Raw genomic sequence first — 14,943 nt, forward strand, 5'->3', positions numbered from 1 at the left:
TGCGGGGGCAGGCCGGTCTATCAACGATCAGGCACCAGGACTCTGGCGGAAACTCACCGCCAGCCGGTTCCAGCTGTTGATGGTGCTGATTGCCAGCGTGAGGTCGACCAGTTCCTCTTCGCTGAACACCGCGCGGGCCAGGGCAAAGACCTCATCCGGCACCTGGCTTTCGGCCAACAGCGTTACCGCTTCGGTCCAGGCCAGGGCGGCGCGTTCGCGGGGGGTAAAAAACCCACTGTCGCGCCACACCGCTACGGCGAACAGGCGCCGCTCACTCTCACCCAGGCGCCGCGCATCCACCGAGTGCATGTCGGTGCAGAACGCACAACCGTTAAGCTGCGAGGCACGGATCTTGACCAGGTTCAGAAGTCCCGGTTCTATACTCAGGCGACTGCTTAGCGCTTCCAGGCCAATCATGGCTTTCATCGCCCTTGGGGACGCACTGTAGTAATCCAGACGCTGGCTCATGGCGAACTCCGTGATGATCTAGACTCGTACGGTAGAACGTGAGCACGTTGCGTGACAGATCCAATGTGTCGAAAAATCCAGGACCATTTCATACCAGACCAATCAACGCAATTTTCTCCACGCAACTTCTATGCAAACACACAATGCGGTTAATCTTGCGCCTTTGAGGGCTAGCGCCACACAATCGCCCAGGAGCGCGCGGGTATGGAACTTCATGTTGTCATCAACGGCCGCAAGGACCTGGCGGGCCAGTTGTACCAACAATTGCGCAGCGCCATCGAAACCGGTCGCCTGGCCGCCGGCACGCAACTGCCGCCCAGCCGCTTGCTCGCTGAACAGTTGGGCGTCTCGCGCAAGACCGTGTCCGACACCTACGCCCAATTGACCTACGAAAATTTCCTCACCGGCATCATCGGCAAAGGCACCTATGTCAATGCGCGCCCGGCCAGAATCGTGCGCAAACAAAGCCACCGGGAACTGGCCGGCGCCGACGTCGTCGAGATTTGGCGCAACATGCCGGACCTGATGCGTCACCCGACAATCGAAGGGGCGCTGCGTTACGACTTCATCGGCGGCGCCACCGGCAAGGGGCAGTTTCCGCTGGACGACTGGCGGCGTTGTACCGCCCACGCCTTGCGCCAGATCGCCAATGCCAAAGGCTTCTACAGCCAGCCCGAGGGCTTGCCGGCGCTGCGCAATGCCATCGCCCGGCATATTGCGTTCTCCCGCGGGGTCAACTGTCAGGACGATGACGTGGTGGTGTGCAACGGCGCACAACAGGCTCTGGACCTGATCTCGCGAGTCTTGACCCGGTCGGGCAGCCTGGTGGCCATGGAGGACCCGGGCTATCCGCCGGCACGCCTGCTGTTTGGCTCCCATGGCGCCACAGTGGCCGGGATACCGGTGGATGAACAGGGCATGCGGGTGGACCTCATTCCCGACGGCACGAGCCTGATTTATGTGACGCCGTCCCACCAGTTTCCCTTGGGCATGCCCATGAGCCAGGCCCGCCGCGAGGCCTTGCTGGCGCGGGCCTACGAGTTGGGGGCAATCATCATCGAGGATGATTACGACAGCGAATTCCGCTACGAAGGCCGGCCCGCCGACTCACTGCAAAGCATGGATGAACGCGGGATCGTGGCCTACGTCGGGACCTTCTCGAAAACGTTGCTGCCGGAGCTGCGCCTCGGTTACGCGATCCTGCCACCCGCGATTCTCGAAGCGGTGATCCTGGCCAAGCGCCTCACCGATCAACACACCTCCACCCTACCCCAGTGGGCATTGGCCAAATTCATCGCCGAGGGCTGCCTGCTCAAGCACATCCGCCGCTGCCACACGCTGTATGCCGGCCGCCGCGAGCGAATCCTGGCACGTATGACCGGGGACCTGTCGCCCTGGTTTGAGGCGGTTCCCACGACCGCTGGTTTCCACCTGGCAGTGCTGTGCAAGGTGCCCATTGATCTGGCGCTGGTGATCGAACTGGCGAAAAAAGCCGAAGTCGGCCTGTACCGCCTCGATGGCTTTTTCAATGAGGCTCCGGTGCGTCCCGGCCTGTTCCTGGGTTTCGGCGCCATCGAAACCCTGGACATCGACATTGCCCTGGACCGCTTGCGGGACATTCTGCAGCAGGTCGCCTGAGCCATTGGACTGGGCATTTATCCGCCCATTGGCTGTTTTAGCCTCGTAATTACAGGCCTATCCTGCAAGGGTCTCGCTGATTGTTGAGTAAATCCCGTCCGACTTGATTCAGGAGCCAGAACAATGACTCGCCAAGTGATCAATACCGTACAGGTCCAAGCCGCCGCTGGTCGCTCGGAAGAACTGGGCCGCCAGTTGCAGAAAATCGTCGAAACCTTGCGCGCGCAGCCAGGGTGCGATGCCTACATGGTTGACCGTTGCCCGGAGGACGGCGACCGCTGGAACGTCAGCGCCCGCTGGCAATCGGAAGCGGCGATGCAAGCCCATTTCAACTGCCCTGAGGTGCAAGGGTTCATCGGCCTGATCGACAACCGCCTGGCTCGAAGCGTGGATTTCAACAGCTGACATTCCGCGCCTGTAGGAGGTGAACTTGTCATTGGGTGGGTCGCGGCATTGGTCTACCCGCCTTCCGAAAGATTGGACGTTTGTTTGCCCCGCCGTGGGGCTTAGGGTGAATCCATCGCCGCGACAGCGCGAAATCACTCAACCCCACGAGGTCATTCCCATGAAAACGCTCTGCCTGATCGCTACCCTGAGTCTGCTGCCTCTGGCCCCGGTCTATGCCCACGAAACCGCGTCCTCGGAAAAGGTCAACGTGCTGCAGGAGAAGATGCTGAAGAACCTGCCCGGTAACAAAGCCATGATGCTGAAGGTCGACTACGCCCCCGGCCAGTCGTCCGTCGCCCACAAACATGAAGGAACGGCCATGGCCTATGTGCTGGAAGGCGCCATCACCTCCCAAGTCAAGGGCGAGCCGGCAACCACCTACAAAGCCGGGGAGTTCTGGTACGAAGCCGCGGGGTCCGAGCACTTGGTTTCGAAAAACGCCAGCTCGACCGAGCCGGCCAAATTGCTGGTGTTCATGGTGATGGGCAAGGATGAGGCGGTGTTGATACCGCTGAAGAACTAACCGGCCACGCCTCTGTGGGAGCAAAGCTTGCTCGCGATAGCGGTCCGTCAGTTGCATCAATACTGTTGATCCAGCGCTATCGCGAGCAAGCTTTGCTCCCACAGTATTTTTACCCAGGGAGCCACCGCACCAATAAAAAAGCCCCGCATCTCTCGATGCGGGGCTCTTTCATTCAACGCAGGATCAGTTGGCCGTTACGACCGCCTGACCACTCAACGCCAGGTCCAGCAATTCGCGGTTGGCGAGGACCTACAAGGCCGGGGAGTTCTGGTACGAAGCCGCGGGGTCCGAGCACCTGGTTTCGAAAAACGCCAGCTCGACCGAGCCGGCCAAATTGCTGGTGTTCATGGTGATGGGCAAGGATGAGGCGGTGTTGATACCGCTGAAGAACTAACCGGCCACGCCTCTGTGGGAGCAAAGCTTGCTCGCGATAGCGGTCCGTCAGTTACATCAATACTGTTGATCCAACGCTATCGCGAGCAAGCTTTGCTCCCACAGCAGTATTTTTACCCAGGGAGCCACCGCACCAATAAAAAAGCCCCGCATCTCTCGATGCGGGGCTCTTTCATTCAACGCAGGATCAGTTGGCCGTTACGACCGCCTGACCACTCAACGCCAGGTCCAGCAATTCGCGGTTGGCGACGACCTACAAGGCCGGGGAGTTCTGGTACGAAGCCGCGGGGTCCGAGCACCTGGTTTCGAAAAACGCCAGCTCGACCGAGCCGGCCAAATTGCTGGTGTTCATGGTGATGGGCAAGGATGAGGCGGTGTTGATACCGCTGAAGAACTAACCGGCCACGCCTCTGTGGGAGCAAAGCTTGCTCGCGATAGCGGTCCGTCAGTTACATCAATACTGTTGATCCAGCGCTATCGCGAGCAAGCTTTGCTCCCACAGCAGTATTTTTACCCAGGGCGCCACCGCACCAATAAAAAAGCCCCGTATCTCTCGATGCGGGGCTCTTTCATTCAACGCAGGATCAGTTGGCCGTTACGACCGCCTGACCACTCAACGCCAGGTCCAGCAATTCGCGGTTGGCAACGACCTACAAAGCCGGGGAGTTCTGGTACGAAGCCGCGGGGTCCGAGCACCTGGTTTCGAAAAACGCCAGCTCGACCGAGCCGGCCAAATTGCTGGTGTTCATGGTGATGGGCAAGGATGAGGCGGTGTTGATACCGCTGAAGAACTAACCGGCCACGCCTCTGTGGGAGCAAAGCTTGCTCGCGATAGCGGTCCGTCAGTTGCATCAATACTGTTGATCCAGCGCTATCGCGAGCAAGCTTTGCTCCCACAGTATTTTTACCCAGGGAGCCACCGCACCAATAAAAAAGCCCCGCATCTCTCGATGCGGGGCTTTTTCATTCAACGCAGGATCAGTTGGCCGTTACGACCGCCTGACCACTCAACGCCAGGTCCAGCAATTCGCGGTTGGCGACGACCTACAAGGCCGGGGAGTTCTGGTACGAAGCCGCGGGGTCCGAGCACTTGGTTTCGAAAAACGCCAGCTCGACCGAGCCGGCCAAATTGCTGGTGTTCATGGTGATGGGCAAGGATGAGGCGGTGTTGATACCGCTGAAGAACTAACCGGCCACGCCTCTGTGGGAGCAAAGCTTGCTCGCGATAGCGGTCCGTCAGTTGCATCAATACTGTTGATCCAGCGCTATCGCGAGCAAGCTTTGCTCCCACAGTATTTTTACCCAGGGAGCCACCGCACCAATAAAAAAGCCCCGCATCTCTCGATGCGGGGCTTTTTTATTCAACGCAGGATCAGTTGGCCGTTACGACCGCCTGACCACTCAACGCCAGGTCCAGCAATTCGCGGTTGGCGACCGCGTACATGGCGTAGTCCGTGCCACTGGCGGCACGGATGTCAACCAGCATGGCGCGCCAGCGCTCGACCATGTCGTTATGCTGTTCCAGCCACAGCGCCAAGCGTGTTTCCACTTCCTGGGTGCCGTCGCCCTGTTGCAGGACCGAAATGGTGATCGCCCGCTGCTGCCAGTCGACGTCATCACGGAACGCTTCACGGGCCAGGGCCTGCCAGTTGTTTTCCACCGGCAGCGCGCTGATCTGTTGCAAGTACCAGGTGATGTCCAGGGCGCTGCCCACGGCGAAGTAGGCCTTGGCCACATCGGCGGCGTTCTGGCCGGTGACATCCGACGCTTCGATGATCGGCAGCAAGGTGTACAGGTGCGTGGTGCCTGCAACCATGCGCGCCAGCAGCTCCGGCACGCCGGCCGCCACGTAGGCCTGGTAACGGGTCTGCCAGCCTTCACGGGTCGGGCCTTCCAGCAGTTCGTCGAGCTTGAGGCCCAACGCCGCCAGGTGCGGACCGAAGTGAGCAACGTCACGGGCAGCGTTCTGCTCGTTACGACGACTGCGCAGGAACCAGCGCGTCGCACGACGGCCCAGGCGCATCAGCTCGTCCATCAGTTCCAGTTGTACGTCGGCCGACACCTGGTGGTCCAGGGCTTCTATTTGGCGGAACCAGTGCGGGAGATGGAAGATGTCCCGCACGATCACATACGCACCCGCCACGTTCGCCGGGCTCATGCCGGTGGACTCTTTGAGCCTTTGAACGAAGGTGATGCCCATGTGGTTGACCAGGTCGTTGGCGATCTGGGTGCTGACGATCTCGCGCTTGAGGCGATGGCGACGCATGGCTTCGGAGAACTTGCTCACCAGCGTCGGCGGAAACGCGGTCTCCATGTCACGGGTCAGGTAATCGTCATCCGGCACCTGGGAGTTGAGCAGCGCCTCCTTGAGGTCGATCTTGCTGTAGGAGATCAGCACAGACAGTTCGGCACGGGTCAGGCCTTGGCCCGCCGCGACACGCTCGGCCAATTGTTCTTCGGCCGGGAGGAACTCGATGGCGCGATCCAGCTTGCCGCGTGCCTCCAGATCGTTCATCAGGCGCTTGTACTCGGCAATGCGCACGAATGCGCGGCGTGCCGCCAGGGACAAGGCCTGGGTCTGCTTGTAGTTGTTGCCCAACACCAGGCCACCGACTTCGTCGGTCATGCTGCCAAGCAACTGGTTGCGTTGCTTCTCGGTCATGTCGCCGGCCTGCACCACTTCGTTGAGCAGGATCTTGATGTTCACTTCGTGGTCGGAGCAGTCCACGCCGCCAGCGTTGTCGATGAAGTCGGTGTTGGTGGCGCCGCCATGCAGGCCGAACTCGACACGACCCAATTGGGTCATGCCCAGGTTGCCGCCCTCGCCCACTACCTTGCAGCGCAGCTCGTCACCGTTCACGCGCAGCGCATCGTTGGCCTTGTCGCCCACATCGGCATGGCTTTCGGTGCTGGCTTTGACGTAAGTGCCGATACCGCCGTTCCACAACAGATCCACTGGCGCCTTGAGCAAGGCGTTGAGCAGCTCGGTCGGGGTCAGTTTATCGGCCTTGATGTCGAAGCGTTCTTTCATCTGTGGCGAGATGGCGATGCTCTTGGCGCTGCGCGAGAAGATACCGCCGCCTTCGGACATGATGCTGGTGTCGTAGTCGGTCCAGGCCGAACGCGGCAGGTCGAACAGACGCTGACGCTCGGCGAAACTGCTGGCAGGCTCCGGGTTCGGGTCGATGAAGATGTGCAGGTGGTTGAACGCTGCGACCAGCTGCAATTTGTCAGACATCAACAGACCGTTACCGAACACGTCGCCGGCCATGTCGCCAACACCTACCACGGTGATGCTGTCTTCCTGGACATTGATACCGCGTTCACGGAAGTGACGCTGAACGCCGACCCACGCGCCCTTGGCGGTGATGCCCATTTTCTTGTGGTCGTAGCCTGCCGATCCGCCAGAGGCGAACGCATCGCCGAGCCAGAAGCCGTAGTCGATGGCAATGCCATTGGCGATGTCGGAGAAGGTCGCGGTGCCCTTGTCCGCCGCCACCACCAGGTACGGATCATCGTCGTCATGACGCACGACGTTGGCCGGCGGCACCAGTGCGCCTTCCTTGAGATTGTCGGTGATGTCCAGCAGACCCGAGATGAAGATGCGGTAGCAGGCGATACCCTCGGCCGCAATTTCATCCCGGCCGCCGCCCAGCGGCAGGCGCCGTGGCAGGAAACCGCCCTTGGCACCGACCGGCACGATCACCGAGTTCTTCACTTGCTGGGCCTTGACCAGGCCGAGCACCTCGGTGCGGTAATCTTCTTCACGATCGGACCAGCGCAGACCACCACGGGCTACGTTGCCGAAGCGCAGATGCACGCCTTCGACCCGTGGCGAGTACACGAAAATCTCGAACTTGGGTACTGGCTTGGGCAGTTCCGGGATCAGGTGCGGATTGAACTTGAAGCTGAAGTAGGACTTGTTCTGACCATTGGCATCGGTCTGGTAGAAGTTGGTCCGCAAGGTGGCCTTGATCAGGTCCAGGTAGCGACGCAGGATACGGTCTTCGTTGAGCACCTGGACGTTGTCCAGCGCCGTGAGGATCGCCTGTTCCAGGCGCACTTGCTTGTCTTCCAGATCGTCGCTGCTGAGCTTGCGGGCCAGGTAGAAGCGGGTCTTGAACAACCGGGTCAGCTCGCGAGCGATGTCGGTGTGGTTGTTCAGGGTGCTGGCGATGTAGCCCAGGTCAAAGCCGAGGCGGATCTGCTTCAGGTAACGGGCGTAGGCGCGCAGCAGCGCTACATCACGCCATGGCAGGCCGGCGGTCAGCACCAGGCGGTTGAATGCATCGTTCTCGGCGTCGCCGCGCACGATGTGGACGAAGGCGTCCTGCAAGGTGTCGTTGAGCTGCTGGATGTCCAGGTCCAGGCCTTCAGCGGCGGTGAACGCGAAGTCATGAATCCAGAACTCGCGGCCATTGGTATGGCGCAGGCGATACGGGAACTCGCCCAACACCCGCAGCCCAAGGTTCTCCAGGATCGGCAGCACGTCGGACAATGCCAGCGGCGTATCGGCGTGATACAGCTTGCAGTGCAGCTCGCGCTGACCGGAGACCTGGCCCAGCGGCTGGTAGAAGCTCATGACCAGCGGATTTTTTTCATTCAGGCTCAACAGGTGCTGCATGTCGACCACGGCCGAGTGCGCGGCAAAACGCTCACGGTAGCCGGCCGGGAAGCCTTTCGGGAAATCGGCCAGTACGTTGGTGCCCTGGGCTTCGCCGAAGCTTTCGATCACCAGGCTGGCGTAGTCGTCCTTCCAGCTGCGGCAGGCCTGCACCACTTCTTTTTCCAGCAATACAGGGTCGATGTCGAGACGGTTCTTCGGGTCCACCCGCAGGATCAGTTGTACACGGGCCAGCACGGATTCGGAGAAGAAGGTCCAGAACTCGCAGTCCGAGGCTTTCAGACGCTCCATCAGCACCTGCTGGATCTTCTGGCGCACTTCGGTGGAATAGATGTCGCGGGGCACATAGGCCAGGCAATAGCAGAAACGGCCGTACGGGTCTTTGCGCAGGAATACCCGGATCTTGTTGCGTTCCTGGATCTGCACGATGGACATCACGGTGCTGAACAGCTCGTCCACCGGCGTCTGGAACAGGTCGTCACGGGGCAGCACTTCGACCACCTGGGCCAGTTCTTTGCCCAGGTGCGCCTTGGCCTGGAAGCCCGAGCGGCGTTCGATTTCCTCGACCTTGCGGCGAATGTAAGGAATGACACGCACGCTCTCGCCATACACCGACGAGGTGTACAGGCCCATGAAGCGGCATTCCTTGATGACCTTGCCATCGGCGTCGATCTCACGGATCGACACGTAGTCCGGGTAGGCAGGACGGTGCACGCGGCTCGGATGCGCGGCCTTGGCGAACGACAGCGGGGTCGGTTCGCGCAGGTAATTGACGGCGTAGTCTTCAATGCGCAGGTCATCGACCGTAAGGCCGGCGCGCAGCAGCTTGGTCAGGCCGAGGAACGAATCGGGGTCGTATTGGATATGGCCGCCGTCGGCGTCATCACGGACCACGAACTCTTCGTAGCCAAGGAAGGTGAAGTGGTTACCCACCAGCCATTCCAGAAAGCTCTTGATCTCGCCTTTTTCGTCGGCATCGATAGCGTAGGCACTGTTGTCCAGGCTGGACAGGATGTCCTGGACCTTGGCTTTCATCGGCTCGAAATCAGCCACCGCCACGCGCACCTCGCCCAGCACTTGCTCAAGTTCCTTGCTCAGGACGTTGAGTTCGGTGGCGTTGGCGCAGCGGTCGATTTCCAGGTACATCAACGACTCTTGCAGGATGTCGTCGCCCTGGGTGCCTTTTGGCAGGATCTCCAGCAACTCGCCCTTGCTGCCGCGACGCACGCTCAACACGGTGGTTTGCAGGGTATGGATGCTGTAGCCGCGACGGTTCAGTTCGGTGCGGACCGAATCCACCAGGAACGGCAGGTCGTGGTGCAGCACTTCCACTGCGGTATGCGTCGACTGCCAGCCGTGGCGTTCGTAATCCGGGTTGTAGACGCGGACCTGCGGCTGCGAGTGATCAAAGCGCTCAAGCAGGCGCCAGGCAGACAGGGTGCAGCCGGCGAGGTCAGACAACCGGCGCTGGGTAAGTTCATCGAGAGAAATGATGCCGAAGAATTGTTCAGCGAACAGCGCCACTTGTGGCAGTGCCTGTTCACTGATGTGCTGCGCCAGTGCCGCTTGCAGTTGGTGCTGGAAGTCGGCTTTGCTGGCTGCGGTGAAGAACGCCATCTGTGGTACTCCGCTTGGGCTTGTTATTGATGGAAGCGTCGCGTGCAGCCCCTTTCGGAGCTGTCGGCCATCCTGCTCCTGATTCTCGGGCAGAGGAAACAGGATGACAGGTGGGTGAAGCTGGACAAGACCGACAGGTCACATCCTTTTCCATGTAATTTCCATGTAATGAACACCTGCAAAAAGCCCTCGTGATGCCCTTTGCAGGTGTACATCCGCCGTGCAGCTTAACGAGTGCGACAATGTGCCTGCTTGCAGCGCTGCGACATATTCGGTCAACGGCAAGCTAAACAGCCGGTTCGCATCGAACAACCCTAGCAGCCTGGCGAGCAAAACGGCACCTTGCCCGGCGAAATTGCGCGCAGATTTTGCGTGTGACTGCAGTAATACAGCAGAAAGTTGTGGGGGCTGGCAAAATCCACTTTATTTGCGCCCAGCAAGGCTCATCGAGCCAGGAGCCATCACCATGCAAATGACCACCGCCCTTCTGATCGCCAACCCATGCGACGACGAAGAAGACAACATGGCCATGTTGTGCTGCCACAGTGCCCAGGGCGAAATGTTCCTGATGACCCGCTACCCGGATGAGGACGAACTGGAAATCGCCCTGGAGGGTGAGCCTTCGACACTGGAGGGCGTCAAGGTCACCCTTAGCCCGACCCTGCTGAAAATCGAAATTGCAGCAGCGGATGCCGATGTGCTGAACGGGGACGATGTGCTGGAGATCAGCCACTGCACCGATGCGGCGGACCTGGCGGAAGTGGAGCTGACCTTGCAGAACATCCTCAAGGGGACGGGGACCTATATAAGCCAGCTCTGATTCCAAAGGCGACCGCCCCCTGTGGCGAGGGAGCTTGCTCCCGCTCGACTGCGCAGCAGTCGCAAGGCGGCCGACGCGGTGTACCTGTCAATTGGCGGGGCCTGGTTTTGGGGTTGCTGCACAACCCAGCGGGAGCAAGCTCCCTCGCCACAGGTCCAGTGCACCAACTGTTATTCGTCTTTCTGCACGAGATTGCCATCGGCGTCATAGACCAGGTACTCGTCATCGTTATTCGGATCCCTCACGTAGTAACGGGCCTCATTGCCGTTATCCGGCACCTCCAGGCTGGTGTAGGCACCCAGTTCCTTGATCAACTTGTTGTTTTGACTGATCAGGACCAGCCCGGAACCACCGCCGGCCCGGATGGCCGCGGCGTAACGGGTCTGGAACGCATTGAGCTGGTTGTACTCCAGTGGGACTCGCAAGGTGCCCGCCAGGTCGATGGCACCGTAGCTGCCATCGCGTCCGACCACTGCCATGTCGTTGGAGAACGGCGTCACTTCGTCATACGGCAATTTGATGGCTAGCCGCGCGCCCTGGCGATCGATAAAAGCGAATTTCCGGCTTTTAGTGTCCTGCACCAGCAGTGGTTGCTGGCCCACAAACCGGCCTATCACGTTGTCACCCTGAAGGTTGATCCGTTTACCTTCCAGGTCGAAAACATCTTGGCGGCTCCGATCGGCGGAGCTGGCGTAGAGCAAACCCGCGCTGTGCTCGATGCTTGAGAACTGCGCCGGCAGGATTTCCTTGCCGTCCAGGGTATAGGCGCCGTAGAGGCCTTCCATCACATCGGTTCGTTTGCCGAGACGGGCGATGAACACGTTGCCGGTCACGGTGGGGTTGACGAATTTCATCGGCAATACGAAACGATGACGCCTGGCATCGTAGAGCCCATAAGGGCCGTTGGTTTCACGCTCCACCAACACCAGGTCGTTGCTCAACACCTCGCTGATGTGTTCGAACGGCAGGTCCACGAGCCTGTTGCTACCGGCAGGAAAATAGGCGAGCTGGCTGTGCAATGCCTGCCAGCCCGACTCGGGGTCGCTGGATTTCTCCGGGGTAAACAACGTATAGGTATCGGCCATCAGGCTCTCTTGCACCTGCACCCAACGGGGCTTGATCAGCCACTGGCCGGCCTGGTCGATGAAGCCGTAGCGCTCGGCATTCCGGTCCAGGGCGATGTAACGCGCTTGTTGCGCAAGGACGCTATCGACCTGGGTGAACTCAACGGTGTTGTCTTCCATCGGATCAAGCACATGAATGACGATACGTTGCGGGGTGGCCTCGAAGTGGTAGTCGACCTCGGTGTTTTTCAACGGCCCTACCTGAGCGGCCAGCGCCTGGGTCAGGCTTTCCAACTGCTGCTGTACTGCCTGGCCGGTCTTGAGCTGCTTGAGATTGTCCTTGGTCTGCAGCAACGCTTTGTAATAGTCACGCAACGCCACGATATCGCCATCGGAGGGAAACGACCGGGAGTTGTTGCCGTTGCTGTAGAGCGCCCTGCCCGCATCATCAAACCCCTGCACCACGAAGGTCGACATTTTCGGCGTACTCAGTCGCACGGACGCGCTGCCATCACCCAGGGCGGTGAGCTGGAAGGACTGGCCATCGTCCAGGGTCACTTCTGGGTGATCCTTGTCCAGTATCACTTTCCTGAACGCCGGATAGCTGCGGTAAGCGACCATCAGGCCGAGACTCGCCAGCGGTTTGTTCACCGAAAGTGCGAAGGCGTCATGGGACGAGATCGTGTCGTCGGACTCGACCCCGGGCGGCGCCTTGAGATCGGCGAAGGTTGTTTCGCTGCCATCGCGAAAGCGCAAGCGCTGCGGCAGGTACTGCTCGGCCACCGGCTCATCCGGCGTGGCGGCGCGCTTCCAGAGCGGATCGAGGCGGCTGGTATCGAGCCGCACTTCGGAACCGTCGGCGAATAGCTTCTGGGTAAAACGCAGGTCCTGGATCGAGGCCAGCGCAGTTTTCAGTTGCGCGCTGGTGAATGGGACAAACAGTTCCTCGTATTGCAGCGCCTGCTCGCTGGCGGGCTCAGTTCCGCCGATGGTCAGGCTCAATTGCGAGTCCATGACCAATTCCAGTGAGCGGAGGCTGTCACCCGTGTCATAGATCAAGTAATTCAGGCGCTTCTCCACCTCGGGCAGCGCCAGCGTACCGATGTCTTCTATGCCGCCTTCGTTCATCTGCTCGGCGGTGAAACCTTCATCTGTCGGCGCGCCGCTGTGGCGAAACAGGTAATAGGCCGTAAAGCCCACCACCAACAAGGTCACGCTCAGTATCGACAGCAATCTCACACGAGGCTGGGTAAAGTTCATGGCGGTTTCGGCAGTCAAAGGGCTGGGAGAGGCAGGCAGCTAACCACACGGCTTTACGCGCTGCAAATCGCATGGAGGGGCCGGTTCTGTCACTTCGGCATGCCGACCCCCGGGATCAAATCCAGATTCCCACACGCGCATCCTACTGATCATCAAGAACAAGCCTACATCGGCATCGGAAGTTGCACCCTGGCCCTCCCAAAAGCTCACTGCTATTAATTATGCACTTGCGAAATAAACACGCAAATCACGGACGATCGTATCCATCCTATGCAAACGCTCATTAGAACTGCCTGCAAAAAACATACGCCCCTTCTGGCATGCACCATTGCAACAATCATAGTGCTCAAGCTCATCGTACTCGCCCCACCTTTACTTCTGGGGACCATTGTCGACACCTTGTACGGTGAGAAACACGAAACAGCCAACATATTGCTCACGCTTACGGCAGGCCTTGTTCTCGCTGGGTGCGCTCAGGCGATTATCAGCCCGCTACAGATCCATTTCCTATCCAAGCTTGTCCAGCACATTGTCATGGCCGCATCCATTGAGTGGCTGGCAAACCTTATGCGCAAGGAGTTCGCCCGATTCAATGCATGGCGAATCGGTCATTTCATAAAGTCTGTCGAGCGCGGAATTACCGCTCACGAACAACTATTGACGTTTTTTGTCACCGTCGGACTGCCTTTGTGCTTGGAGTTCTTGATCGTTGGCGGCGCTTTTCTTTACATGGGCGGCATTGAAGTGTTTGTGAGTATGACGGGGCTAGGAATTATCTACCTGATTGTCACCCACAAAATTATCAGATGGCGCAGGAAGCACATTGACGCTGTCAACGAGCAGGAAGATGAATTGAGCGCCCACTTATACAGCACGCTCAATGCAGGCAAAGCAATAAAGCTGGAAAACGCCGAATCTACCGCCACACAGCCGTTAAACGAGGCCTTCAAGTGCTACGCCAATACTGCGGTGACCGCGGCAACCTCGGGTGGTTTTTTGAGCGCTGCCAAGATTCTGTTCATCAGCCTCTCCACAAGTGGATTACTGGGATGGGGGGTTGTTGATCAACTGTCGAGCCAGCCCAGTATCAGTGTCGGACAACTGGTGGCGATTTTTTCCATTGCCGGCAGTTACTTACTCAATATCGCCGCGTTAACGGAGGGCTATCGTGTACTGGATCAGTTTCTTGCCGACCAGCGTCGACTTCAAAGCCTGCTTTTGCTCCCAAATTTTGACCATTGCAATCGGCAATCGGAAGTCAATTTTCGGGGGGCATCAACACTGATTCTCGATCCGTGCGTACTGACCGAAAATGGCGACGTTCGCTTATCGATCAGACAAAGCCTGAGATTTATTCAAGGTCAATCAGTGGCGATCATCGGTCAGAGCGGTGCAGGCAAGTCTACCTTGCTGGAAGTCCTCGCTGGTTTAGATCAAGAAACGCGAAATCAGTTGAGCATCGATGCAACTCCCGTTTCACAACTGAACCCTCGCCTCCACTTAAATGCATTGCGGTACTGCCCTCAGCAGCCTCGCTTCCTGGAGGGTCCTTTTGAAAAGTCGGTTCTGTTTGGCGCTGAAACGTCGCCTCATCTCGATCAGGCAATACGAAAACTGCAGCTACAGGACATTGTTTCTGAGCGGACCATCAGTGAGCACGCCTCGAATATTTCTGGCGGTGAAGCCAAACGCCTATCGCTGCTGCGCCTGATCAACAAACCCGGAAAATTCAATATGTTCGACGAGCCAAGCGCATCCATCGAACCTAGGCTGACCACACCTCTTTGGGACCTGTTATTTGACGTTTTTGCCGGGCAGGGATTGATATGTGTCACCCATGACGTGGACCACCTGCATCGGTTTGACCGGGTCATTGTGATGCATGACGGGGCAATCGTGGAGGATGGTCCGTGGCGGGAGCTGGTCGACAGGCCAGCAATCAGGCTTCTGGTGGATGAGATTCGAACGCAGAACTAGCTAAATATGGCGCTGGATCTGCTGCCGTCATCGTCGGATCGCCGCCGGAGCAGGCTCGCTCCCAGTTTTTGCGGTTTGCCCAGGATTTAAGGAATGACACAAGTCCCTTGTG

General features: G+C 59.0%; 8 protein-coding genes and 4 pseudogenes. 9 read left to right on the top strand and 3 right to left on the bottom strand.

Annotated features, from left to right (window positions below):
- Positions 1-27 precede the first annotated feature (27 nt).
- Entirely contained in the window at positions 28-468 is a 441-nt protein-coding gene (locus MA884_RS00290) for a carboxymuconolactone decarboxylase family protein (protein WP_256228374.1), read from the bottom strand.
- A gap of 204 nt (positions 469-672) precedes the next feature.
- Between MA884_RS00290 and MA884_RS00295 the strand changes: the two genes are divergently transcribed.
- The 7 genes and pseudogenes from MA884_RS00295 to MA884_RS00325 all read left to right on the top strand — a co-directional run.
- Entirely contained in the window at positions 673-2,106 is a 1,434-nt protein-coding gene (locus tag MA884_RS00295; protein WP_256228375.1) for a PLP-dependent aminotransferase family protein, read from the top strand.
- A gap of 123 nt (positions 2,107-2,229) precedes the next feature.
- Complete coding sequence (locus MA884_RS00300; protein ID WP_256228376.1) at positions 2,230-2,511, top strand: antibiotic biosynthesis monooxygenase family protein; 282 nt, start codon at positions 2,230-2,232, stop codon at positions 2,509-2,511.
- A gap of 160 nt (positions 2,512-2,671) precedes the next feature.
- A complete protein-coding gene (locus MA884_RS00305; RefSeq protein WP_256228377.1) occupies positions 2,672-3,076 on the top strand; it encodes a cupin domain-containing protein in 405 nt (134 codons plus the stop codon).
- Positions 3,077-3,317: 241 nt separating this feature from the next.
- Positions 3,318-3,470, top strand: a pseudogene (locus MA884_RS00310) (cupin domain-containing protein); the annotation flags it as partial.
- 244 nt (positions 3,471-3,714) lie between these two features.
- Positions 3,715-3,867 (top strand): annotated as a pseudogene (locus MA884_RS00315) (cupin domain-containing protein); the annotation flags it as partial.
- Positions 3,868-4,111: 244 nt separating this feature from the next.
- Positions 4,112-4,264, top strand: a pseudogene (locus MA884_RS00320) (cupin domain-containing protein); the annotation flags it as partial.
- A gap of 241 nt (positions 4,265-4,505) precedes the next feature.
- Positions 4,506-4,658, top strand: a pseudogene (locus tag MA884_RS00325) (cupin domain-containing protein); the annotation flags it as partial.
- 183 nt (positions 4,659-4,841) lie between these two features.
- Here MA884_RS00325 and MA884_RS00330 read toward each other — a convergent pair.
- Entirely contained in the window at positions 4,842-9,710 is a 4,869-nt protein-coding gene (locus tag MA884_RS00330) for an NAD-glutamate dehydrogenase (RefSeq protein WP_256228378.1), read from the bottom strand.
- Between the two features lie 466 nt (positions 9,711-10,176).
- Between MA884_RS00330 and MA884_RS00335 the strand changes: the two genes are divergently transcribed.
- The gene (locus MA884_RS00335; RefSeq protein ID WP_256228379.1) at positions 10,177-10,530 is read left to right on the top strand and encodes a hypothetical protein; all 354 of its coding nucleotides are present in this window, start codon (positions 10,177-10,179) and stop codon (positions 10,528-10,530) included.
- Positions 10,531-10,700: 170 nt separating this feature from the next.
- On the opposite strand, the gene MA884_RS00340 is transcribed toward MA884_RS00335, so the two are convergent.
- Positions 10,701-12,854, bottom strand: coding sequence for a WG repeat-containing protein (locus tag MA884_RS00340; protein ID WP_256228380.1), 2,154 nt, complete (start codon positions 12,852-12,854; stop codon positions 10,701-10,703).
- Between the two features lie 270 nt (positions 12,855-13,124).
- Between MA884_RS00340 and MA884_RS00345 the strand changes: the two genes are divergently transcribed.
- Positions 13,125-14,831, top strand: coding sequence for an ATP-binding cassette domain-containing protein (locus MA884_RS00345; RefSeq protein WP_256228381.1), 1,707 nt, complete (start codon positions 13,125-13,127; stop codon positions 14,829-14,831).
- Positions 14,832-14,943: the final 112 nt, after the last annotated feature.

Source organism: Pseudomonas sp. Q11, assembly GCF_024494355.1.
In the GTDB taxonomy this organism is placed as follows: Bacteria; Pseudomonadota; Gammaproteobacteria; order Pseudomonadales; family Pseudomonadaceae; genus Aquipseudomonas; species Aquipseudomonas hefeiensis.

Excerpts from the sequence above, each read along its gene's own strand:
- MA884_RS00290 (WP_256228374.1), bottom strand. The coding sequence starts at position 468 with ATGAGCCAGCGTCTGGATTACTACAGTGCGTCCCCAAGGGCGATGAAA.
- MA884_RS00295 (WP_256228375.1), top strand. The coding sequence starts at position 673 with ATGGAACTTCATGTTGTCATCAACGGCCGCAAGGACCTGGCGGGCCAG.
- MA884_RS00300 (WP_256228376.1), top strand. The coding sequence starts at position 2,230 with ATGACTCGCCAAGTGATCAATACCGTACAGGTCCAAGCCGCCGCTGGT.
- MA884_RS00305 (WP_256228377.1), top strand. The coding sequence starts at position 2,672 with ATGAAAACGCTCTGCCTGATCGCTACCCTGAGTCTGCTGCCTCTGGCC.
- MA884_RS00330 (WP_256228378.1), bottom strand. The coding sequence starts at position 9,710 with ATGGCGTTCTTCACCGCAGCCAGCAAAGCCGACTTCCAGCACCAACTG.
- MA884_RS00335 (WP_256228379.1), top strand. The coding sequence starts at position 10,177 with ATGCAAATGACCACCGCCCTTCTGATCGCCAACCCATGCGACGACGAA.
- MA884_RS00340 (WP_256228380.1), bottom strand. The coding sequence starts at position 12,854 with ATGAACTTTACCCAGCCTCGTGTGAGATTGCTGTCGATACTGAGCGTG.
- MA884_RS00345 (WP_256228381.1), top strand. The coding sequence starts at position 13,125 with ATGCAAACGCTCATTAGAACTGCCTGCAAAAAACATACGCCCCTTCTG.